A 20,893-nucleotide genomic window follows, 5' to 3' on the forward strand; every position below is an offset into this window, starting at 1 on the left:
TCACGTGTAGCGTCATGGATGCGATTGATGCGATCACTCGCGAAACGCCGACGGCTGTCCGCGCCGCAAACGCGCTTCGAGCGCATCGAGCGCACGGTTCACCGCATAGCCAATCGCGCCGACCACGACCACCGACGCCATCACCAGATCGAGCTGAAAAAGTTGCCGCCCGTAGACGATCAGATAGCCGAGCCCTTCGGAAGACGCCACCAGTTCGACGACCACCAGCGCGAGCCAGGCTTTGGTGAACGCGAGCCGCACGCCCGTGGCGAGCGTCGGTACAGCCGCGGGCAGTATGAGATAGACAATCCGCTGCCAGCCGCTGTATTCGAATACGCGCGCGACTTCATCGAGCGCGGCGGGTGTCTGGCGGAATCCCTGCAGCGTGCTCAACGTGACAGGCACGAGCGCCGCATGCGCGATCAGGATGTATTTGAGCGGCTCGCCCACGCCCACGAGCAACAGCAGGAACGGCAGCCAGCCGAGCACCGGAATCTGCACCAGCGCATTGAAGCTCGGCAGCACGTAAGCCTCGAGCGTGCGCGACAACCCCAGCGCCGCGCCGAGCGCGAAGCCGAGCAGCGTGCCCGCGCCGAAACCGAGCAGCACGCGTTGCAGGCTGACCAGCGTATTGCGCGCGAGGTCGCCGCTCTTTGCCAGTTCGAGCAGCGTCCCGAACACGCGCTCGGGTGGCGGCAGAATCTGCGGCGCGATCCAGCCGCGTTCGCAACCCACGGCCCACAGCGCGAACAGCAGCGCGGGCAAGACCCACGGCGCGAGCCGCCACGCGAGCGCGCGCAGGCGCGGCTCGCGAAACAGCGGAACGTGAGGCGCGTGCGGCGTGGTGGACGACGCGAGCCGTTCGCGTTCGACCTGGATTGCGGTGTCGCTCATCGTGATCGCTCCGGTGGATTAGCTGAGCGGTTTGCCCGCAGCGTCGTAACGCGTCCAGTAGTGGTCGAGCTTTTGCGTGCGCAGCGCATTGTCGAGATATTTCGTTTCGAACCAGCCATCGACCTCGACCGGCTGGCGGATCAGTTTGAGGTTCAGCGCATCCGTCGCGACGGCTTTGTAGCGACCCACGATGAACGGATCGATCAACGGTGAGTTGCGATCCTTCAGCTTCTGATTGGCGAACTCGGCCTGCCACGACGAATAGGGCACGCCGCTTTTGGCCCATAGCTTGAAGAGGGCATCGCGGTTCGCTTCGTCGGAGGACCATTGCGCGCCTTGCACGAACACGTTGACGACACGCTGCACGATGTCCGGATGCGCATGATCGAAGTCATCGACCACAAGCAGGTGCGACTGCCGCGTGAATTGCGGACCGTCGTTCTGCGATTCGTAGACCACCTTCGCAAGGCCCTGATCGCGCAGCTTGTAGACGTGGTAATCGTTGACCGACGCGTCGATGCCCTTGGAGGCGAGCGCCGCGAGCGAACTGGCGGTGTCGAGATTGATCACGCGCAGGTCGCGCTCGTTTAGCTGATTCGCGGCGAGCGCGTTGTCGGCGACGAGCTGCAGATTGGTGCCGCGAAAGATCGACACGCGCCGGCCCTTCAGGTCCTTGATCGAACGCACATCCGAATCGGCAGGCACCGCGACCTTGATGCCGGTGCGCACGCCCGAGGCGAGCAGCAAGTGCGTTTTCAGGCCATTGGCGCGGGCGAGCACCGCCGGGAGATCGCCCTGGAAAGCGAAGTCGAGCGATTTGTCGGCGATCGCTTCATTGACCGCCGGGCCCGCGCCCTTGAAGAACAGCCACTCGACCTTGATGCCGTCGGCGGCGAATTCCTTTTCGAGTGACTGCTGCAATTGCACGGTCGCCGCCGGCGAGCCGCCGAAGGAGGGCGGATCGCCCGTGCCTTGCTGCGCGACGCCGATGCGGATCACCGCGGGCTTGTCGGCATAGGCGTGAGCCGCGGCAAGCGAGAGGGTCGCCACGGCGACGAAAGACTTCAGCAGACGGAAATAGCGCATGCGCAAATACCAATCGAGGAGTGGGAGCGAGTGTAAAAGCTCGGGTTGGCGGATAACCGGCGCGCCGGTCGCCGGAACTACACGTTAGATTCGCGTGCGCTCGAATCCAACCAATCATTGCAGATAAGAAAATCTGCAGAAGTGCGAACCGTGCGACGGGCAGCGCCACTGCGTGGCGCGCCATGAAGCCAGCGCGGAAATCCCGATTTGCATAGTTGAATTCGTCGTTTTGCCGGCGTGAATCGCATGGCTACCATGCAACGCTTCAGCCATTCATGTGAAGCCCGGATCATGTCCACTGTTGCTTTTCCGTCGACCGCCGTCGACGCTCAAACGCCCGCCGACAGCGCGGCGCGGCCCGCTATCATCCGTAGCGCGCAAGACGTTTCGCGCATCGTCAATGCCGGCGCCGCGAAGGGCAGCAATGCGCGCATCGTGATTGCCATCGCGCTCGGCGGTGTCTTTCTGGATGCTTACGATCTGACCTCGCTTGCTTATGGGATCAAGGACATCGCGCGTCAGTTCTCGCTGTCGCCGGTGCAGGTGGGTTTCGTTTCATCGGCCATTACCTTCGGCGCGATTCTCGGCGCGCTGTTCGGCGGTTATCTGACGGATCGCATCGGCCGCTATCGTGTGTTCATGGCCGACATGCTGTTCTTCGTGGTCGCCGCGATCGCGGCCGGTCTCGCGCCGAATGCGTGGGTGCTCGGCGGCGCGCGGTTTCTGATGGGTTTCGGCGTCGGTCTCGATCTGCCGGTGGCGATGGCGTTTCTCGCGGAGTTCTCGCGCGTGGCGGGCAAGGGCAACAAGGCGGCCAGCGTCGCCGCGTGGTGCCCGGCGTGGTATGCGGCCACGAGCACCTGCTATTTGCTGATCCTCGGCCTCTACGCGATTCTGCCCGACCATCAGCTTGGCTGGCTGTGGCGTCTGACGCTGGCCTTTGGCGCCGTGCCCGCCATCGCGATCATTCTCGTGCGCAGCAGTTATATCAGCGAATCGCCGGTGTGGGCCGCGAATCAGGGCAATCTCGACGAAGCCGCCCGCATCCTGAAACGCTCGTATGGCGTGGATGCTGTGGTCGAGAAAAGCGACACGCCGGTTAAAACGCCGCGTGCCGCTTCATGGCGCAACTACGGTGTGCTCTTCAACGCAACGTATCGCCGCCGCACGATTCTCGCCGCGGTGATCGGCAGTGCTTCCTCATTCGGCTACAACGCGATCATCTTCGGCTTGCCGGTGATCATCACCAGCTTCTTCCAGCAGGGGCCGCTCACGACGATCATCGCCGCGCTGGCGCTGAATCTGGCGTTCGCATTCGTCGGCGGCCTGATCGGCGTGCGCACCGCGCCGACGGTCGGCGCATGGAAAATGACGGTGCTCGGACACGCGCTGCAGTTCGCCGCGCTGATCGGCCTCGCGCTGATCGGCAAACCGGGCAGCGGCGCGCTCGTCGTGGTGGCGATCCTGCTGCTCGGCGGCTATCTGTTCGGGCAAGGTTTCGGACCGGGCTCTCATTCGATGACGTATGCGTCGCTGAGCTATCCCACCTCATTGCGCGGGATCGGCGTGGGTTTCAACCAGACGCTGGTGCGCTCCGCCTCGACGGTCTCGCTGTTTCTCTTTCCAGTGCTGGCCGCCGCGCTCGGCACGAAGGTGTTCTGGCTGATCGCGATCGCGCCGCTGAGTTCGCTGCTCACGTTGCTGGTAATTCGGTGGGAGCCGTCGGGCTATGACATCGACGGCGAGGATTACGCGGAGCCAGCCGTGACGGGAACGCGATAATGCCTGCGCGTATCGCTCAACCGGATACGCCGCCGTCGCGCGGTCGCCGTCGCGTGCTTGGCCGTTTGGCACTCGGCAGCCTCGTTGCTTCGCAAGCCGCGGCAGCGAGCGAATTGCTCAAGCCGCTCGAGGTCGCGCAGTCGAGCCGCGTGCCTGGCGCGCCCATACTCGAGCATCCGTACGGCGTGCCGTCGCCGCATGAGGCGGATGTCGTGCGGCGCAGCGCACGCGCATGGCCGCTGCCCGGCGCGGCTTCGTCGATGACCCCGCTCGCCGATTTGCACGGCACGCTCACGCCCAACGGTCTCGTCTACGAACGTCATCACGGCGGCGTGCCCGATATCGATCCCGATCAGCACAGGCTGGCGATTCACGGACTCGTGCGGACGCCGAAACTGTTCACGATGGACGACCTGCTGCGCCTGCCATCCGAATCGCGGATTCATTTTCTCGAATGTTCCGGGAATACCGGCAATGAATGGAACGGGCCCAGCGGCATGCCCGTGCAACTCACACACGGTCTGCTGTCGTGTTGCGAATGGACCGGCGTGCGCCTTTCCACCTTGCTGGAAGAGGTCGGCGGTGTATCGGTGTCCGGCAACGGAACACAGGGCGGCTGGTTACTCGCGGAAGGCGCCGACGCCTCTGCAATGACCCGCAGTTTGCCGCTCGAACGGATACTCGATCGCGCGCTCGTGGTGTACGCGCAAAACGGTGAACGCTTGCGTCCGGAGAATGGTTATCCGTTGCGTCTGATCGTCCCCGGATTCGAGGGCAATACCAACGTCAAGTGGCTGCGTCGGCTGAGGGTGGTCGACGCGCCGCTGCAAACGCGCGAGGAAACCTCGAAGTACACCAGCCTGCTCGCGAACGGCACCGCGCGTCAGTTTGCGTTCGAGATGGACGCGAAGTCGGTGATCACGCGGCCGTCACCGGGGCATCGGCTCACCACGCACGGTTATTACCCGATCACCGGTCTGGCCTGGTCCGGGCGCGGCACGGTCCGCAAGGTCGAGGTCTCGACCGATGGCGGGACGACGTGGCGCGCCGCGCGTCTCGTCGGCGCGATCCATGATCGCGCGTTGACGCGCTTCGAGGCGGACTGGCGGTGGGACGGCGGCGCCGCCGCGATTCTGTCGCGCGCCACGGATTCGACCGGTTATGTGCAGCCGACGCGTGCCGAACTCGTCGCCGCGCGCGGGCTGAATTCTCAGTACCACTACAACGCGATTCAGCAGTGGCGCGTGGACGCAAGCGGCGAGGTGCGTAATGCGTGAGAGGCTTTCGCGATACACGCTTGCTCGTGCGGCGCTGGCCGTGCTGCTGGCGCTGACGGCGCTGACGTCGTGTTCATCGGTGACGCCGGGCGCGCGCAGCGCTGATGCGAGTCACGACATCGGCACGCCGCTTACCGGGCAAGACCTCGCCGCATGGAACATCGACATCGCGCCGAATGGCCGCGGCCTGCCGGCGGGCAGCGGCGACGTCGCCACAGGCGCGCACATCTTTGCCGCGAAATGCGCGGCCTGTCACGGCGCGCAGGGCCAAGGCGGTCTCGGCGATCAGCTTATAGGCGGGCAGGGCACGTTGACGAGCGCAAAGCCGAAGCGCACGGTGGGCAGCTATTGGCCGTACGCGACCACGCTGTTCGACTATATCCGCCGCGCGATGCCCTACAACGCGCCCGAATCGCTTTCCGCCGACGAGGTGTACGCGGTGAGCGCATTCCTGCTCAACCAGAACGGCATCGTGCCGGCGAATACGCGGCTCGACGCGGCGTCGCTGCCGCGTGTGGTCATGCCCAATCGCGATGGTTTCGTCGCCGATCCACGTCCTGGGCGACTTTAAAGGCTCGGTGTATGGATGCATCCAGAGGCGATCAACCGCCCGGAACGCGTTAAAGCATCGGGTTTATCACTCCAGCAGATAACAGTATCGGATTTGCTTCGTTGTCGGCGCGCGCCCGCGCCGGTAAATTCGTCTGACTGCGCCCTAGCCGGCGTTTCCGAACAGATTCGACGAAGAGTTTCCTGTGACGACTGCCTTTGCACCTACCGCCGCCAGCGAGACTGGCCGCGTTCATCAAGCCCAGCCCATCGAAATTCGCGCTTTCGACGGCCCTGTCGGTGCCGAAGTGCTGGGCCTCGATCTCGGCCAGCCGCTGAGCGACGACGATTTCCGCCGCATTCACCGCGCGCATCTGGATCATCACGTGCTGGTGTTTCGCGACCAACGCATCACACCGGATCAGCAGATCGCCTTCAGCCGCCGCTTCGGTCCGCTGCAGATTCATGTGCTGCATCAGTTCCAGCTGATTGGCTATCCGGAGGTGCTGGTCGTCTCGAACATCGTCGAGAACGGCCAGCCGATCGGTCTCGGCGATGCCGGTCACTACTGGCATTCCGACCTGTCGTACAAGGAGAAGCCGAGCCTCGGCTCGCTGCTGCACGCGCAGGAACTGCCGGCAGAAGGCGGCGACACGCTGTTCGCCAACATGCATCTGGCGTACGAGACGCTGCCCGCGCATTTGCGCGCCGCGGTGGAAGGGCGTTCGGCGGAGCACACGTATCTCGCGAAATACGCCGAGCTGCAAAAGCGCAGCCCGTGGCGCCCGAATCTCTCCGCCGAGCAGATCGCGCAGGTGAAGCCGGTCGTGCATCCGATCGTGCGCACGCATCCGGAGACCGGACGCAAGGCGCTCTTTGTCGGCGAGCATTTCACGACCCGCGTGATCGGCTTGCCCGAAGACGAGAGCAAGCAGTTGCTCGACGAAATATTCGCGCATAGCGTGCGCCCCGAGCATCTGTACCGCCATCAGTGGGCCGAACACGACATGGTGTTCTGGGACAACCGCTCATTGATGCATCTCGCGGCCGGCACGCCGGATCATCTGCGCCGCAAACTGTATCGCACGACGATTGAAGGCGACGTGCCGTTCTGACGGCCACGTGGCCCGCTTTGGCCACTGCTTTTACCAAAACTACACGCTCACACGCTGACCGGAGTTCCGATGCTCGCCATGTTTCGCCCGACCGCCGCGCGGTCGTCTTTCGCTCGCCGTTTGACCGCGACGCTGCTGACTCTGTCGACGGCTGCGGCCGGTCTCGGCGCAGCCATGCCCGCGCATGCCGAAGGGCAGATTCGCGTGGCCGAGCAGTTCGGCATCGTCTATCTGCTGCTGAACGTGGCGCGCGATCAGCAGTTCGTCGAGAAGGAAGGGCGTAAGCAGGGGCTCGATATCAAGGTCGACTGGGTGAAGCTCTCGGGTGGCGCCGCCGTCAACGACGCGCTGCTCTCCGGCGCGGTGGATATCGCCGGCGCGGGCGTGGGCCCGTTGCTCACGATCTGGGATCGTACGCATGGCAAGCAGAACGTGAAGGGCGTGGCGTCGCTCGGTAATCTGCCGTATTACCTCATCAGCAACAATCCTGACGTCAAGACGATTGCCGACTTCAGCGAGAAGGACCGCATCGCGGTGCCGGCCGTCAACGTGTCGGTGCAATCGCGCGTGCTGCAATATGCGGCGGCGAAACGTTGGGGCGACAAGGATTACAACCGCCTAGACAAGTTCACGCAGGCTTTGCCGCATCCCGACGCGGCCGCGGCGATCATCGCGGGCGGCACGGAAATCACCGGACACTTCGGCAATCCGCCGTTTCAGGAGCAGGAACTGGCGGGCAATCCGAAGGCGCACATCGTGCTGAATTCATACGACGTGCTGGGCGGCCCGAGTTCGGCGACCGTCCTGTACGCAACGGAAAAATTCCGCGACAACAATCCGAAGACGTACCGCGCATTCGTCGACGCGCTCGCCGACGCGGCGCGCTTCATCACGGCGAATCCCGATGCCGCGGCCGATATCTATATCCGCACGAATCAGTCGAAGATCGACCGCAATCTGCTGCTGAAAGTCATCAAGGATCCGCAAGTGCAGTTCAAGGTCGCACCGCAGAACACGTTCGGACTCGCGCAGTTCATGCATCGCGTCGGTGTGATCAGGAACGAACCGAAGTCCTGGAAGGACTATTTCTTCGACGACCCGGCGACCGCCACCGGAAGCTGAACATGAGTGCATATGCGAGCATCGCTGGATATCTATCGGCCCGAGTGGTCGGCTTACAGGGAGCGATCTGATGGTGGCCAATCCTACTGTGCTGTTTCCGAACCGCGCCGAAGCAACCGCGCCGGCGACCAGCGAAAAATTGCTTGCGGTCGAAAACGTCAACCTCGAATACCGCACACGTGAGCGGATCGTGCGCGCGACCCATGACGTGAGTTTCGACGTCTACGGCGGCGACCGTTTCGTGCTGCTGGGACCGTCCGGTTGCGGCAAATCGACTCTGCTCAAGGCGGTGGCCGGCTTTATCGAGCCGACATCCGGCAGCATCTCGCTCGACGGTGAGACTATCCGAGGCCCCGGCGCCGATCGCATTGTCGTGTTTCAGGAATTCGACCAGTTGCCGCCGTGGAAGACCGTATTGCAGAACGTGGCCTTTCCGCTGCGTGTCGCGAAGAAGCTCTCGCGTGCGGAGGCCAACGAGCGGGCGCTGCATTATCTGGAGAAGGTCGGGCTTGCGTCGTTTGCCAATGCTTATCCGCATACGTTGTCGGGCGGCATGAAGCAGCGCGTTGCGATTGCTCGCGCGTTGGCGATGCAGCCGCGCGTGCTGCTGATGGACGAACCCTTCGCCGCGCTCGACGCGCTGACTCGCCGCAAGATGCAGGAAGAGCTATTGCGTCTGTGGGAAGAGGTGAACTTCACACTGCTGTTCGTCACGCATTCGATCGAAGAAGCGCTGGTGGTGGGCAACCGCATTCTGCTGTTGTCGCCGCATCCGGGCCGCGTGCGTGCGGAGCTCAACAGCCATCAATTTTCGCAGGACAGTTTTGGGCGCAGCGATTTTCAGCGCAGCGTCGCGCGTATTCATCACCTGTTGTTCGAAGAGGCGGAGGCCGTGCAATGAGTTCTCCCGCCACCTTGCTGCCGCCGGTTCGCGAGGAGTACGAGCGTCCGCTCGAACCGCTCGGCGAGCTCGTGCTCGAAGCCCCGCTGCCGCTCGGCAAGCGCCTCTTCGCGCAGAGCTGGTTGCGCAAGACGCTGATTGCGCTGGTGTTGATCGGTATCTGGGAAATCGCCGCGCGCGCGATCGACAACGATCTGCTGTTGCCGACGTTCGGCGCGACGTTCAGTGCGTTCGTACAAGGCGTGTGGTCGGGCGAACTGCTGCAAAAAACGGCGGTGTCGATGTCCGTGCTGCTGCGCGGCTATCTGCTGGGCGCGGCGCTCGCCTTCGTGCTGACGTCGCTCGCCGTGTCGACGCGTCTGGGCCGCGATGTCCTGTCGATGCTGACCGCGATGTTCAACCCGCTGCCGTCTATCGCGCTGTTGCCGCTCGCGTTGCTCTGGTTCGGCCTCGGTACCGGGAGCCTGTTGTTCGTGCTGGTCCATTCGGTGCTTTGGCCGCTGGCGCTGAACACCTATTCCGGTTTTCAGTCGGTGCCGGCGACGCTGCGCATGACCGGCCGCAACTACGGGCTCACCGGCATGCGCCATGTGCTGTTGATTCTGGTGCCGGCGGCGTTGCCGGCGATTCTGGCGGGCTTGCGGGTAGGTTGGGCGTTTGCCTGGCGTACGCTGATTGCGGCCGAACTCGTGTTCGGCGCGAGTTCCGGCAGCGGCGGTCTCGGCTGGTACATCTTCCAGAATCGCAACGAACTGTACACCGACCGCGTTTTCGCGGGCCTCGCCGCGGTAATCGTAATCGGCCTGCTGATCGAGCATCTGGTGTTCGATACGCTCGAACGCGTGACCGTACGGCGCTGGGGCGTGCAGCACTGACGGCCGCAATCATGGCGCCACCTGCGCGCGCCGCAAGAACTGAACGGTTGCGCAACGATCCTGTCGAACTATCTGGTGCTGGCGACTACTCTAGTGTAGAAGGCGCCTAAGTATGACGAAAGGTGCGCTGCACAAAACCTGACGAAACTCCCGGTTGCTGTCGCTGCCGCCGTGAACTACAAATCTAAGGGTGCGCCACGGTTCGCCACCATCGGGCCGTGCTTCTCATTGACACACGATGTTTCGTAACAAGGCAAGCGGGCCGTCCGTGACGGTGAATACGCAAAAGCCCTGGCCCCGAATCAGATAGACAAGGAGACTCCCGCCATGGGTATGCGCCCAGATCCCACGTTCCATGCATCACCGAAACTCGCGATGGATGCGCCCGCGGAGGAGTACGCCTACACCGTGCTTCTCAGCCCCGATTTCTCGCAGCCCGACGCGCTCGCCGTCATCGACGTGAAGCCCGGTTCGCCCACTTACAGCCAGGTGGTTCACACCGTGCCGGTGCCGTACAAGGGGGACGAATTCCATCATTTCGGCTGGAATGCCTGTTCGTCGTCGCTCTCGCCGCTGACCGGCCACGCATTCCTCGAGCGACGCTATCTGATCATTCCGGGCATGCGTTCTTCACGCATTTACATCGTCGACACCCATCCGCATCCGACCCAGGCGAAGATTCACAAGATCATCGAGCCCGAGGAGATTTTCCGCAAAACGGGCTACTCGCGCCCGCACACGGTTCACTGCGGGCCGGAAGGGATTTACGTCAGCACGCTCGGCGGCGCAGGGAAAGATGGCACCGACGGGCCGCCGGGCATCTTCATCATGGACTGCGAAACGTTCGAGGTCCTGGGCCGCTGGGAGATCGACCGCGGGATGCAGGAGAAGCACTACGATTTCTGGTGGAACCTGCCGCGCGACTATATGGTGTCGAGCGAATGGGCGTTGCCGCCGCAATTCGAGAACGGCATCGTCCCCGAGGATCTGCTGTCGAACAAATACGGGCACCGCATCCACTTCTGGGACTTGCGGGGCCGGCGCAACGTGCAGACGCTTGACCTCGGCGCGAACCATCAGATGGCGCTAGAAGTGCGGCCCGCGCACGATCCGAGCCGGGAGTACGGCTTCATCGGCGTCGTGGTCGATACGACGAACCTGGAAGGGTCGATCTGGACGTGGTGGCGCGAAGGGGGCGAGTTTCACATCGAGAAGACCGCCACCATTCCGCCCGAACCCGCGGCCACCGAACAGTTGCCGCCGCTGCTGCAGGGTTTCGGCGCGGTGCCGCCGCTCGTCACCGACATCGATCTCTCCATCGACGACAAATTCCTCTATGTCGCCTGTTGGGGCACCGGTGAGATGCGCCAGTACGACGTGACGGAGCCGCGCAAGCCGAAGCTCACGGGATCGGTTCACATCGGCGGGATCGTGCGGCGCACGCCGCATCCGAACGGCAAGACTTTCGCGGGTGGCCCGCAGATGGTGGAGATCAGCCGCGACGGCAAGCGGGTCTACTGGACCAACTCCCTCTATTCGACGTGGGACAACCAGTTCTATCCGGACGGCGTGCCGGGTGCGCAGGTCATGGCGCGGGCCGAGCCCGGTGGGGGGCTCGCGTTGGCCGATGACTATTGGGTGTCGTTCCCAGACGGATACCGGGCCCACCAGATCCGGCTCGAAGGCGGAGACTGCTCGACCGATTCGTTCTGTTACCCGTCGGTGGGCGTTTGATCGGGGGAGGCTGGTCGCAGACCGGCCTGTGGTTGGCCATTCTGGCGAGCGGTCTCTATCACGGGATCAACCCGGCGATGGGATGGCCGCTGGCCGTGTCGAGCGGCTTGATGGAGCGGCGCGCGCGAGCGCTGTTCAGCGCGCTCGTCTATCTCGCGGTGGGGCACGTGCTGGCCGTGTTATTGGTGATGCTGCCGTTCGCCATGCTGACCATCCTGCTTGCCTGGCAGCGCGAGATCCAGATCGGCGCCAGCGTGCTCGTGATCGGCTTCGGCGTTGTCCTGCTGATCCGGCGACGCCATCCGCGTGTCCTCGTGCGGATTCCGCCGTCACGGCTCGCGCTGTGGTCGTTCGCCGTTGCCATTGCGCACGGTGCGGGACTGATGCTCGTACCGATTTACCTCGGACTGTGCAGCGCTTACGACATGGATCGAGGACATCGGGCCGCGCAGACTCTGATCGAAGCGAATCTGGGGATGGCGCTGCTTGTCTCGGGTGTGCATGCGTGCGCGATGATGGTTGCCGGTGGGCTTCTGGCCTGGCTGGTCTACCGCTACCTGGGGTTGAAGTTCGTGTCGCGGAGCTGGTTCAATCTGGATGCGGTCTGGGCGTTGAGTCTTGTCCTGGTTGGCGCGCTCTCGTTGGCGCTTAATGCCGCGGTGGTCAGCGGCGAGGTGTGATAGGGCACGCGTGCGTTTCGCGAGGCCGGCTCTTGCCGCCGGTTGCCGCTGTGCATTCGCGTGCGGCGGCAACCGGCGGGACATCATTGATATTGCCGCAGCGGTCTGAACGCCGCGCGAAGCTCCTCGGTGAAGAGTTGCGGCTGTTCCCATGCAGCGAAGTGTCCGCCCTTGTTCACCTCATGGAAATAAGTGAGCTTGGGATAGGCGCGCTCGGTCCAGCTTCGCGGCGCCCGATAGATCTCGCCGGGAAAGACCGTGACGGCAACCGGAACCGATATCTCAGCGGTACGCTGTTCCACCGCGTTGAAGTTGTTATTGTTGTTCTCCCAGTAAAGCCGCGCCGATGAGGTCGACGTGTTCGTGACCCAGTACAGCGTAATGTCGTCGAGCATCTCGTCCTTGGTGAGCGAGCGCTCGGGATCGCCGCCGCTATAGGTCCACGCCGCGAATTTGTCGTACATCCAGGCGGCCTGGCCCGCGGGCGAATCAGCCAGGCCGTAGCCCTCGGTTTGCGGGCGCGTGACCATCATGGCGGCATACCCGCCACCCTTTTTGTACAAGTTGGCGAGCGATTGGTACGCCGCCTTCTCCCCATTCGACAGCCCGGCCGGCGCCGGCTCGCCGCTGTTGAGTGCCTTCGCGACATCCGGCGGCACCGTCGCGGGCATGTTGACGTGAATGCCGAGCAGGCCGGCGGGAGCCTGACGCCCCATCGCATCGGCGATCACGGAACCCCAGTCGCCGCCTTGAGACACGTACTGCTTGTAGCCGAGGCGCTTCATCAGGACGTCCCACGCCCGCGCGATGTGATCGGGACCCCAGCCGACGCCCGTGGGTTTGCCGGAAAAGCCGTAGCCCGGCATTGAGGGAATGACGACATCGAAGGCGTCCTCCGCGCGGCCGCCGTGAGCGGTTGGATCGGTCAGCGGACCGATGGCCTTTTCGATCTCTAGCGGCGAGCCTGGCCAGCCGTGGGTGATGATCAACGGCAGCGCGTGCGGATTGCGCGATTTCACGTGGATGAACTGGATATCCACGCCGTCGATCGTGGTCACGAACATCGGCAAGGCATTCAGCCTGGCCTCCGCCTTGCGCCAGTCGTAGTTCGTCCCCCAGTGCTGCACCAGCGCCTGAATTCTGGCTTCCTGCACGCCTTGCGATTGATCGACAACCGTCTCCTTGTCGGGCCACCGCGTCGCCGCAATGCGGTGGCGGAGGTCGACGAGCGTGTCGTCCGGGACATGGATGTGGAACGGGCGGATCGAGTCGTCTTCAGCCGCGACGCGCGGGCTCGCGGAAGGCTGATCCGCGGCCGAAGCCGGCTCGGTGTAGCTGAAGGCCGCGGCCACGGAAAGCGCGAGGGCGGCGGCTGAAGTGGCGAACGAGCCGCGCCGGATTGGCGCCGTCGAAACCATGGGCATGGGGATGTCTCCTTGAATAAAAGTGCGCAATTTGCAACTGTGCACAATGTGCATAAGACGATTGTGGTACGGATTGACGGTGGCTCAAATGACGGATAGGGTCATGATTAAGGACATCGAATTCATCGGATGTTTGACTTGACGAAGCGCGGAGGCCGCCATGCACCGGATCGGATATTTGTTGGGCGATCGTTTTCAGGTGATGGCGCTCGCGTCGCAGTCGGTTTTCGAGTACGCGAACATTGCGGCGGGCGAAACCTTCTACAGCATCGAGAACTTTTCGGTAGCGGGTGGCGAGGTGCGTTCGTCGCTCGGCATGGCGGTGGGCACGCGGCCGCTTGGCGGGCGCATGGCGATCGACACGTGGATCGCCGCGGGCGTCAACAACCCGCTCACCGCGCCGCCGTCCGCCGAAGTACTCAAGTTCCTGCGCAAGGCCGCGATGCGCGCGCGGCGCATCGCGGGCATCTGCACAGGTGGTTTCGTACTGGCCGAAGCAGGGCTGCTCGCGAACCGGCGCGCGACCACGCATTGGGCGTATGCCCGCGAGATGATGGGCCGGTTTCCGGACATCCAGCTCGACGAAGATCGCATCTACGTGGTCGATGGCCCGATCTGGACCTCGGCCGGCATGACTGCTGGACTCGATCTCGCACTCGGGATGGTCGAGAAGGACCTCGGCGCCGATATCGCGCGTTCAGTCGCGCACAAGCTGGTGATGCATCAGCGGCGCTCGGGTGGCCAGTCGCAGCATTCGGAAATGCTCGATCTCGCACCCAAGTCCGACCGCATCCAGGACGCGCTCAACTATGCGCGCAAGCATCTCAGCCGGCCGCTCACCGTCGAGGAACTCGCGAGTCAGGCGCACCTAAGCCCGCGGCAGTTCAGCCGGGTGTTCACCCTGGAGACGGGACAGTCGCCTGCCAAGGCGATCGAGGGGCTGCGGCTCGAAGCCGCGCGGTTGATGATCGAAAAGAGCCGGCACTCGCTGGAGGTGATCGCCAAAGAGACGGGGTTTCGCGATCGCCGGCATATGCGCGAAGTGTTCATGCGCGGGTTTGGCGTGCCGCCGCGGGAGATGCGGCGTGAGGCCCGGCCGGGTGAGCGATAAGACGACCACTCTGTAGACGGTGCCGAGCATGTCGGCTTACTGCGACGCTTCCAGTTGCACCCGTTCAAGCTCCGCATGCGCCTCATCGACCTTGCGTTGCCGCTCGGCGATTTTCTTCGCGCTCTTGCCGTTGGCCTTCGCTTCCTGCAGGTCGTGCTCGCGTTCAGCCAGTTTCTTTTGCGACGCGGCCACCTTGCGTTGCGCCTCGCTGCGCAGCACGGCATCCGTGCAGTTCGCATTCATTTGGGCGAGGGCGGTTTCCAGACCATCGACGCGCTTCGCATTGCCGTGCGTTTGCGCGTAGGCGATTTCTTTCTCTATCGAACTGCGCTTCGCATCGCAGCCGTTTGCTTGAGCAGAACAGACCATCGGATAGACAACCATGCCGAGCAGGAATACCTTGACCGCCGTTTTCATGAGAGACCTCACAATCGTGGTTTGTTGTTCTTCCATCGTGCGTTTTGCAGCGATGCTGGAGCTTTCGTCTCCGGAATTGATCAATGCAAGTCTGATCGGCGAGAGCGTGCAATTCAAAATGCATTGCTGGTTCTTCGACGTTTCAGCTTGAGCAGTGACTTTTCGGCCGACCAGTTTATCCTTCTTGCACGGCTCATGGGTTTGCTTGTTGCCGGTGGCAGACTTTAGCTGGTTGATCGGACTTTGATTGCGTTACGGCGCAGTCAATCGAAGCAAAGGTCAACGTCGTCGCGTTGAATGACTGCGCCGCAAACTCAAGGTTGACATTCACGGTCGACGCCCGTTATCGGCACACGGCGACGTCGAGAGATACCGGCAGCGCCGCGTCTTCGATCACACTGGCTTGATGAGTCCGAGTTGCTGCAGGGCGGTGACGCCATCGTCCAGGCCGATTTCTTCAACGATCCTGCCGTCCTTGAGCCGCAACACGGTCGTGCCGGTGAAGCGCATGGTCCGGCCGGTCGCCGCAGGCAACGAGCCGACGAGGAAATCGCGGAATGCCGGACCGGTATGCGTGCCGCCACCCTCCCAACGGCCCACGACATAGTCCCCTTCGGCGATGAGATCGGCCGCGCCCCAGAAGTTGAGGTCCGGGAACGCTTCGCGGAAACCGGTCATGAAGGCCTTGATGTCTTCGCGGCCACGGCGCGGCTCGTGCAGCGAGTATTGAAGAAGCATGTCAGGAGCGGCGAGTTCGTCGACGATGCCGAGGTTGCAGGTCTTGCCCCAGAAATCCGTAAACCAGCGGCCCACGACGGCCTTGTTGTCATCTTCTTTGGACATGGTGAATTCCTCATTGACTGTGGTTGAACGAGGAAAACGCAATCGCTTCCCTCTGCCTGAACAATATGGGCGCAAGCAGTCGGCCGCCTTCCGTTTCTTGCTGCAATACTCGCGTTGCGCGCAATTCCAGTTGAGCATTGGACAGGGGATAACGGATGCGCCCATCCATCGACACGCGTGCCGGCCGCAGTCGAAACGGGCGCCCTCCGACCGTCGTAATTTTTTCGTAGGGAATCGACCATTTTTCAATGGTCATTCTCGCTTTCATCGCATCTCCGGCTGGCGGTTTCTTCACGTGCAAGGAACAGCCGGGCAACGCAAGTTATTCTGCCGGCAGCCGCGCGCGGAGATTTCAAAGCGGCGTGGAATAGATCGCAATGACGAGGTGTTGTGTCAGCAGACCGGGTGAACTGGTCGCCCACACAACAACAGGCTCAAACATGCTCAACTCCTTCATTTCCCGGCGGCGTCTGATGGCGGCGGGGTCCATGGCCTCATTCGGCGTGCTGTTCTCGAAGCTTGCGTCCGGCGCGACCACTCCCGACGCCGAGCCCGCCGCAAGCATGGCGACGAGTGTCGTTCCGGCATTTCTCGGCTCGTCGCCGCAAACGCTGCCGGCCCTGCCATGGGCCGACAATGCGCTCGAACCGACCATTTCGGCGCGCACCATCGGCATTCATCACGGCAAGCACCACCGGGCGTATTTCGACAATCTGCACAAGCTCCTTGCCGGCACGCCGCTCGAACAGGCATCGCTCGAGCAGGTCATCATGCAGTCGCATGACCAGCCCGCGCTCGCCGACGTCTTCAACAACGCCGCGCAAGCATGGAACCACAACTTCTACTGGAACTCGCTGAGCCCGGCGCCGAGCGCGCCGAGCGCGAAGCTTCAGGCGGCGATCGTGCGCAAGTTCGGTTCCGTCGATGCGCTCGGCAAGACGCTCGTTGCGACTTCGGCCTCGCAGTTCGGCAGTGGCTGGGGGTGGCTCGTGCTCGATCGCGGAGAACTCGCGGTCGTCAAGACGAGCAACGCGGAGACGCCGTTCACGCGCGGACTCGTGCCGCTGCTCACCGTCGATGTATGGGAGCACGCGTACTACCTGGACTACCAGAACCGCCGGCCGGACTATCTCGTTGCAACGGTCTCGCGCCACCTGAACTGGGCGTTCGCCTCGGCCAATCTCGACCGCGTCTGACGAGGGGCGGTTGCAGGCTTTCATCATATCGGGTCAACAAGGAGCATCGCCATGATTCGCTTGTCACGCAGAACGCGCCATTCGATCAGCGCCGTATGGTTGTTGGCGGTAGTCGGCACGTCAGCCGGCGCCGCGCCGATCGACCCACCCGATGCGCGAGCGCTCCTGAGCGCGACCGCATCCGGCGTGCAGATTTACTCGTGTGAATACGATGCGAAGCACACGCTCGGCTGGGTGTTCCGCAGTCCGCGCGCCACGTTGTTTGACTCCAGCGGGGCCGCGGTGATCGAGCATTCGGCGGGACCGTCCTGGGAAGCCCGCGACGGCAGCCGGATCGTGGGCCATGTTCTCGCGCAGATGCCGAGCGACACGCCGAACGGCGTACCGCAGCTCCTGCTGGAAACACGTTCGACGGGCGCGCAGGGCATGTTGAGCGAGGTGCGCTACGTGCAACGCACGATGACCGCAGGCGGCGCGGCGCCAACAGCGCCTTGCACCGTCGAACACGCGGCGGGCAACTCGCCGTACATCGCCACTTATACTTTTTTCAAGTAGCAAGCGGCGGAAGACGTTGGCCTCTCGCGCATGGTGACCGGTCAAATTAATTCGGATTACTACAGTTTAAAAGTCGATGGAATAGAGGGGCCGTTCGCGTGTTTTATGAAGCAAGAGGCAAATGAACGGACCGCCTGGTTTCAACGCACAACGCAGACCATGAAAACTGAATTCATCGCTCATCAAGATTGGACGGAATGGCTGGACAGGCTGTCGGATGAAGCGCCGTGCGGCCCTGATCTCGAATACGACCCGCGATTCCGCGAACTCGAGGAAGCCGTCGGCGGACGTCCTGAAGTGGAATATGGCGCCACGCTCGTCGCCGCCGTACCGCCCGACTGGGCGGCGACGGACGCCTTGTGCGTCGAGTTGATGGCGCGCACGCGAGACCTGCGTGTGGTCGCGTGGCTTGCGCGAGCGCGGCTTGCTCACGAGGGTATTGCCGGTCTCGCGGATGGCCTCACGCTTGCCGCGGCGCTTCTCGATCGCAACTGGGATCACGTCCATCCGCAACTCGACGCGAGCGACGGCAACGATCCCACCGTGCGGATCAACGCACTCGCCGCATTCGTGGATGCAGCCGGTCTGCTCGCCGAGCTCATGGATTGCCGGCTCGTGCCGCATGACGTGCCTGTCACCTTGCGCGAGTGGTCGTATGCGAATGGCGAGACCGTTGCCCCCGACGGCCGTGGGGTCATGAGCCTTGCGGAGATCGAAGCCGCCACGGCCTCGTCGCCGGAAGCGGCGCTGCGCGCGAAGACCGCATCCGACATGGCGCTCGCCAACGCCGAGGCGCTCGAACGCGTGTTGACGGAGCGCGTGGGCGTGACGCAGGCGCTCGAACTGCACGCGCTCAAGACCTTGCTTCGCCGGGCGGGAGCACTGCTGGGCGGATGCCTGAAGGAGCAGGGCATTGCGGCGGAGCCAGCCGCGCCGGCGGACGATCGCGCAACCGAAACGAGGTCCGCGGCGGTCGGTGACGTTATCTCGAGCCGCGCCGACGTCGCGGCGACGCTGGATCGCCTGTGCACGTATTACGCCAGGCACGAGCCCGCGAGCCCGGTGCCGCTCCTGCTCGCACGTGCGCGCGGCCTGATCGACAAGTCGTTCGTCGATCTGCTCAAGGAACTCGCGCCGGAAGGGCTCGCGCAATTGACTCAGGTGATTGGAACGGCGGCCGCCGATTTGCCGGCCACCTGATTCGAATCGCGTCGCATCACATTGTTTTCACTGAGGAGGATCACAGGATGGCCAAGGAAAGCAGTCAGAAGTTCATTGCGCGCAATCGTGCGCCGCGCGTGCAGATCGAATACGACGTCGAAGTCTATGGCTCGGAGAAGAAGGTCAATCTGCCTTTCGTGATGGGCGTGCTGTCGGACCTGTCGGGTCAGACGCAAGAGCCGCTGCCGCCGGTTACCGAGCGCAAGTTCGTCGAGATCGATATCGATAACTTCGACGAGCGACTGCGCTCGATGAAGCCGCGCGTCGCGATGCACGTCGACAACACGCTGACGGGCGAAGGAAAGATCGGCGTGGACATGACCTTCGAGAGCATGGACGACTTCTCGCCGGCTGCGATCGCCCGCAAGGTCGAGCCGCTCGCGAAGCTGCTCGAGGCGCGCAGCCAGCTGCAGAACCTGCTCACCTACATGGATGGCAAGACCGACGCCGAAAAACTCGTCGGCCAGTTGCTCGAAGACCCGGCGCTGTTGAGCGCGCTCGCCGCCGCGCCCAAGCCGCAAACGAGCCAAACCGACGATTCGGAATAAAGGAGCCACCATGGCAGATACCAACCTGGAGCAATCCACGAGCACGCAGCAGCCGGCCGAGCAGCAGGTCGACGACACCAGTTCATCCGGCGAGTTTCAGAAGCTGCTGCAAAAGGCGTTTCGCCCGCGCACCGACAAGGCCCGCGAGGCCGTCGAGAACGCGGTGCGCACGCTGGCGGAGCAGGCATTGCTCGACACCCAGCGCGTGTCGGACGATGCGCTTGCGAGTATCGAATCGTTGATTGCGAAAATCGATGAAAAGCTCAGCGCGCAGATCAACGTGATCCTGCACACCGATCAATTCCAGAAGCTGGAGAGCGCATGGCGCGGTCTGCACTATCTGGTCACGAATACGGAAAGCGACGAAAGCCTGAAGCTGCGGGTAATGAACATCTCGAAGTCCGATCTGCATCGCTCGTTGCGCAAATACAAAGGCGTCGCGTGGGATCAGAGCCCGCTCTTCAAGAAGCTCTACGAAGAGGAGTACGGCCAGTTCGGCGGCGAGCCATACGGCGCGCTGGTCGCTGACTACTACTTCGACAATAGCAGCCCCGATGTCGATTTTCTGACCCAGATGGGCAAGATTTCCGCGGCGGCGCATGCACCGTTCATCGCGGGCGCTGACCCTGCGGTGATGCTGATGGATTCCTGGCAGGAGCTGGCGAATCCGCGCGATCTGACGAAGATATTCCAGACGCCCGAGCACGCCGCGTGGCGCTCGCTGCGCGACTCCGAAGATTCGCGCTATATCGGCCTCGCCATGCCGCGCTTTCTTGCGCGCCTGCCGTATGGGGCCAAGACGAGCCCGGTCGAGGAATTCGACTTCGAGGAAGACACTGCCGGCACCGATGCGTCCCGGTACGCGTGGTCGAACGCCGCGTACGCGATGGCGGTCAATATCAATCGCTCTTTCAAGACCTATGGCTGGTGCTCGCGCATTCGCGGCATCGAGTCGGGCGGCGCGGTGGAGAACTTGCCGGTGCATGCGTTTCCCACCGATGACGGCGGCGTCGACATGAAATGCCCGACCGAAATAGCAATCAGCGACCGGCGTGAAGCGGAGTTGGCGAAGAACGGCTTCATGCCGCTGGTTCACAAGAAGAACTCGGATTTTGCGGCCTTTATCGGCGCGCAGTCGCTGAACAAGCCGATCGAATATGAAGATCCGGATGCGACCGCCAACGCGAATCTGGCCGCGCGGCTGCCTTACCTGTTCGCATGCAGCCGTTTCGCGCATTACCTCAAGTGCATCGCGCGCGACAAGGTCGGCAGCTTCAAGGAAAAGGACGATATGCAGCGCTGGCTGCAGGACTGGATTCTTCAGTACGTCGACGGCGACCCCGCGAACTCGTCCGAAGAGACCAAGGCCCGTCGTCCGCTCGCGGCGGCGGAAGTCGTGGTCGAGGAAGTCGAGGGCAATCCGGGTTATTACACGTCGAAATTCTTTCTGCGTCCGCACTATCAGCTTGAAGGGCTGACCGTGTCGCTGCGGCTCGTCTCGAAGCTGCCGTCGGCCAAGGCCGCCTGACGCACACGAGCACACGATTCTTTTCACCGCAGTCA

The 20,893-nt window shown here is 63.1% G+C and carries 21 protein-coding genes; 15 read left to right on the forward strand and 6 right to left on the reverse strand.

All coding sequences use genetic code 11. From position 1 onward, the window contains the following. Positions 1 to 33 precede the first annotated feature (33 nt). Positions 34 to 894 (reverse strand): ABC transporter permease, encoded by an 861-nt coding sequence (locus tag P0D96_RS02315; protein WP_408176690.1) that lies wholly within the window; start codon positions 892 to 894, stop codon positions 34 to 36. An 18-nt stretch (positions 895 to 912) separates the two neighbouring features. After that, the gene (locus P0D96_RS02320; protein WP_132374446.1) at positions 913 to 1,980 is read right to left on the reverse strand and encodes an ABC transporter substrate-binding protein; all 1,068 of its coding nucleotides are present in this window, start codon (positions 1,978 to 1,980) and stop codon (positions 913 to 915) included. A gap of 291 nt (positions 1,981 to 2,271) precedes the next feature. Between P0D96_RS02320 and P0D96_RS02325 the strand changes: the two genes are divergently transcribed. From P0D96_RS02325 to P0D96_RS02365, 9 genes are all read left to right on the forward strand, one after another. Then, a complete protein-coding gene (locus tag P0D96_RS02325; RefSeq protein ID WP_408311295.1) occupies positions 2,272 to 3,762 on the forward strand; it encodes an MFS transporter in 1,491 nt (496 codons plus the stop codon). Further along, positions 3,762 to 5,039, forward strand: a complete 1,278-nt coding sequence (gene soxC / locus P0D96_RS02330) for a sulfite dehydrogenase (RefSeq protein ID WP_408311298.1) — start codon at positions 3,762 to 3,764, stop codon at positions 5,037 to 5,039. Before P0D96_RS02325 ends, soxC begins: the two co-directional genes overlap by 1 nt. Next, entirely contained in the window at positions 5,032 to 5,610 is a 579-nt protein-coding gene (locus P0D96_RS02335; RefSeq protein ID WP_408311301.1) for a c-type cytochrome, read from the forward strand. Before soxC ends, P0D96_RS02335 begins: the two co-directional genes overlap by 8 nt. A gap of 184 nt (positions 5,611 to 5,794) precedes the next feature. Next, positions 5,795 to 6,703, forward strand: a complete 909-nt coding sequence (locus tag P0D96_RS02340) for a TauD/TfdA dioxygenase family protein (protein ID WP_132374450.1) — start codon at positions 5,795 to 5,797, stop codon at positions 6,701 to 6,703. Between the two features lie 69 nt (positions 6,704 to 6,772). Continuing rightward, the gene (locus P0D96_RS02345; protein ID WP_132374451.1) at positions 6,773 to 7,825 is read left to right on the forward strand and encodes an ABC transporter substrate-binding protein; all 1,053 of its coding nucleotides are present in this window, start codon (positions 6,773 to 6,775) and stop codon (positions 7,823 to 7,825) included. 70 nt (positions 7,826 to 7,895) lie between these two features. Beyond that, on the forward strand, positions 7,896 to 8,726 hold the full coding sequence (locus P0D96_RS02350; protein ID WP_408311305.1) for an ABC transporter ATP-binding protein: 831 nt from the start codon (positions 7,896 to 7,898) through the stop codon (positions 8,724 to 8,726). Beyond that, on the forward strand, positions 8,723 to 9,601 hold the full coding sequence (locus tag P0D96_RS02355; protein WP_408176700.1) for an ABC transporter permease: 879 nt from the start codon (positions 8,723 to 8,725) through the stop codon (positions 9,599 to 9,601). Before P0D96_RS02350 ends, P0D96_RS02355 begins: the two co-directional genes overlap by 4 nt. A 327-nt stretch (positions 9,602 to 9,928) precedes the next feature. Next, entirely contained in the window at positions 9,929 to 11,335 is a 1,407-nt protein-coding gene (locus P0D96_RS02360; RefSeq protein WP_408282290.1) for a selenium-binding protein SBP56-related protein, read from the forward strand. Beyond that, positions 11,332 to 12,015: a hypothetical protein gene (locus P0D96_RS02365; protein ID WP_408311308.1), complete on the forward strand. Its 684-nt coding sequence runs from the start codon at positions 11,332 to 11,334 to the stop codon at positions 12,013 to 12,015. Before P0D96_RS02360 ends, P0D96_RS02365 begins: the two co-directional genes overlap by 4 nt. A gap of 83 nt (positions 12,016 to 12,098) precedes the next feature. Here P0D96_RS02365 and P0D96_RS02370 read toward each other — a convergent pair whose 3' ends face one another. Continuing rightward, on the reverse strand, positions 12,099 to 13,439 hold the full coding sequence (locus tag P0D96_RS02370) for an epoxide hydrolase family protein (RefSeq protein WP_408311310.1): 1,341 nt from the start codon (positions 13,437 to 13,439) through the stop codon (positions 12,099 to 12,101). A gap of 160 nt (positions 13,440 to 13,599) precedes the next feature. On the opposite strand from P0D96_RS02370, the gene P0D96_RS02375 reads away from it, so the two are divergent. Continuing rightward, entirely contained in the window at positions 13,600 to 14,550 is a 951-nt protein-coding gene (locus P0D96_RS02375) for a GlxA family transcriptional regulator (protein ID WP_408176705.1), read from the forward strand. A 36-nt stretch (positions 14,551 to 14,586) separates the two neighbouring features. Here the strand turns inward: P0D96_RS02375 and P0D96_RS02380 are convergent, their stop codons facing one another. The 3 genes from P0D96_RS02380 to P0D96_RS02390 form a co-directional block, all read right to left on the reverse strand. After that, positions 14,587 to 14,967: a DUF1090 domain-containing protein gene (locus P0D96_RS02380; protein WP_408282301.1), complete on the reverse strand. Its 381-nt coding sequence runs from the start codon at positions 14,965 to 14,967 to the stop codon at positions 14,587 to 14,589. A gap of 393 nt (positions 14,968 to 15,360) precedes the next feature. Continuing rightward, entirely contained in the window at positions 15,361 to 15,810 is a 450-nt protein-coding gene (locus P0D96_RS02385; RefSeq protein WP_408176707.1) for an ester cyclase, read from the reverse strand. 10 nt (positions 15,811 to 15,820) lie between these two features. Further along, the gene (locus P0D96_RS02390) at positions 15,821 to 16,078 is read right to left on the reverse strand and encodes a hypothetical protein (protein WP_408282305.1); all 258 of its coding nucleotides are present in this window, start codon (positions 16,076 to 16,078) and stop codon (positions 15,821 to 15,823) included. Between the two features lie 172 nt (positions 16,079 to 16,250). On the opposite strand from P0D96_RS02390, the gene P0D96_RS02395 reads away from it, so the two are divergent. From P0D96_RS02395 to tssC, 5 genes are all read left to right on the forward strand, one after another. Continuing rightward, positions 16,251 to 17,006, forward strand: a complete 756-nt coding sequence (locus tag P0D96_RS02395; protein ID WP_408176710.1) for a superoxide dismutase — start codon at positions 16,251 to 16,253, stop codon at positions 17,004 to 17,006. A gap of 51 nt (positions 17,007 to 17,057) precedes the next feature. Next, entirely contained in the window at positions 17,058 to 17,561 is a 504-nt protein-coding gene (locus tag P0D96_RS02400) for a DUF3455 domain-containing protein (RefSeq protein ID WP_408311314.1), read from the forward strand. Positions 17,562 to 17,720: 159 nt separating this feature from the next. Continuing rightward, positions 17,721 to 18,761 (forward strand): type VI secretion system protein TssA, encoded by a 1,041-nt coding sequence (gene tssA, locus P0D96_RS02405; protein WP_408311317.1) that lies wholly within the window; start codon positions 17,721 to 17,723, stop codon positions 18,759 to 18,761. 47 nt (positions 18,762 to 18,808) lie between these two features. Next, a complete protein-coding gene (gene tssB / locus P0D96_RS02410; protein WP_408176714.1) occupies positions 18,809 to 19,330 on the forward strand; it encodes a type VI secretion system contractile sheath small subunit in 522 nt (173 codons plus the stop codon). Between the two features lie 10 nt (positions 19,331 to 19,340). Then, entirely contained in the window at positions 19,341 to 20,858 is a 1,518-nt protein-coding gene (tssC, locus tag P0D96_RS02415) for a type VI secretion system contractile sheath large subunit (protein WP_132374463.1), read from the forward strand. Positions 20,859 to 20,893: the final 35 nt, after the last annotated feature.

This window comes from Paraburkholderia sp. RL17-347-BIC-D (genome assembly GCF_046027915.1).
Lineage (GTDB): Bacteria > Pseudomonadota > Gammaproteobacteria > Burkholderiales > Burkholderiaceae > Paraburkholderia.

Coding starts and splice junctions, on each gene's coding strand:
- P0D96_RS02315 (WP_408176690.1), bottom strand. CDS start 894: ATGAGCGACACCGCAATCCAGGTCGAACGCGAACGGCTCGCGTCGTCC.
- P0D96_RS02320 (WP_132374446.1), bottom strand. CDS start 1,980: ATGCGCTATTTCCGTCTGCTGAAGTCTTTCGTCGCCGTGGCGACCCTC.
- P0D96_RS02325 (WP_408311295.1), top strand. CDS start 2,272: ATGTCCACTGTTGCTTTTCCGTCGACCGCCGTCGACGCTCAAACGCCC.
- soxC (WP_408311298.1), top strand. CDS start 3,762: ATGCCTGCGCGTATCGCTCAACCGGATACGCCGCCGTCGCGCGGTCGC.
- P0D96_RS02335 (WP_408311301.1), top strand. CDS start 5,032: ATGCGTGAGAGGCTTTCGCGATACACGCTTGCTCGTGCGGCGCTGGCC.
- P0D96_RS02345 (WP_132374451.1), top strand. CDS start 6,773: ATGCTCGCCATGTTTCGCCCGACCGCCGCGCGGTCGTCTTTCGCTCGC.
- P0D96_RS02350 (WP_408311305.1), top strand. CDS start 7,896: ATGGTGGCCAATCCTACTGTGCTGTTTCCGAACCGCGCCGAAGCAACC.
- P0D96_RS02355 (WP_408176700.1), top strand. CDS start 8,723: ATGAGTTCTCCCGCCACCTTGCTGCCGCCGGTTCGCGAGGAGTACGAG.
- P0D96_RS02360 (WP_408282290.1), top strand. CDS start 9,929: ATGGGTATGCGCCCAGATCCCACGTTCCATGCATCACCGAAACTCGCG.
- P0D96_RS02370 (WP_408311310.1), bottom strand. CDS start 13,439: ATGCCCATGGTTTCGACGGCGCCAATCCGGCGCGGCTCGTTCGCCACT.
- P0D96_RS02375 (WP_408176705.1), top strand. CDS start 13,600: ATGCACCGGATCGGATATTTGTTGGGCGATCGTTTTCAGGTGATGGCG.
- P0D96_RS02380 (WP_408282301.1), bottom strand. CDS start 14,967: ATGAAAACGGCGGTCAAGGTATTCCTGCTCGGCATGGTTGTCTATCCG.
- P0D96_RS02385 (WP_408176707.1), bottom strand. CDS start 15,810: ATGTCCAAAGAAGATGACAACAAGGCCGTCGTGGGCCGCTGGTTTACG.
- P0D96_RS02390 (WP_408282305.1), bottom strand. CDS start 16,078: ATGAAAGCGAGAATGACCATTGAAAAATGGTCGATTCCCTACGAAAAA.
- P0D96_RS02395 (WP_408176710.1), top strand. CDS start 16,251: ATGCTCAACTCCTTCATTTCCCGGCGGCGTCTGATGGCGGCGGGGTCC.
- P0D96_RS02400 (WP_408311314.1), top strand. CDS start 17,058: ATGATTCGCTTGTCACGCAGAACGCGCCATTCGATCAGCGCCGTATGG.
- tssA (WP_408311317.1), top strand. CDS start 17,721: ATGAAAACTGAATTCATCGCTCATCAAGATTGGACGGAATGGCTGGAC.
- tssB (WP_408176714.1), top strand. CDS start 18,809: ATGGCCAAGGAAAGCAGTCAGAAGTTCATTGCGCGCAATCGTGCGCCG.
- tssC (WP_132374463.1), top strand. CDS start 19,341: ATGGCAGATACCAACCTGGAGCAATCCACGAGCACGCAGCAGCCGGCC.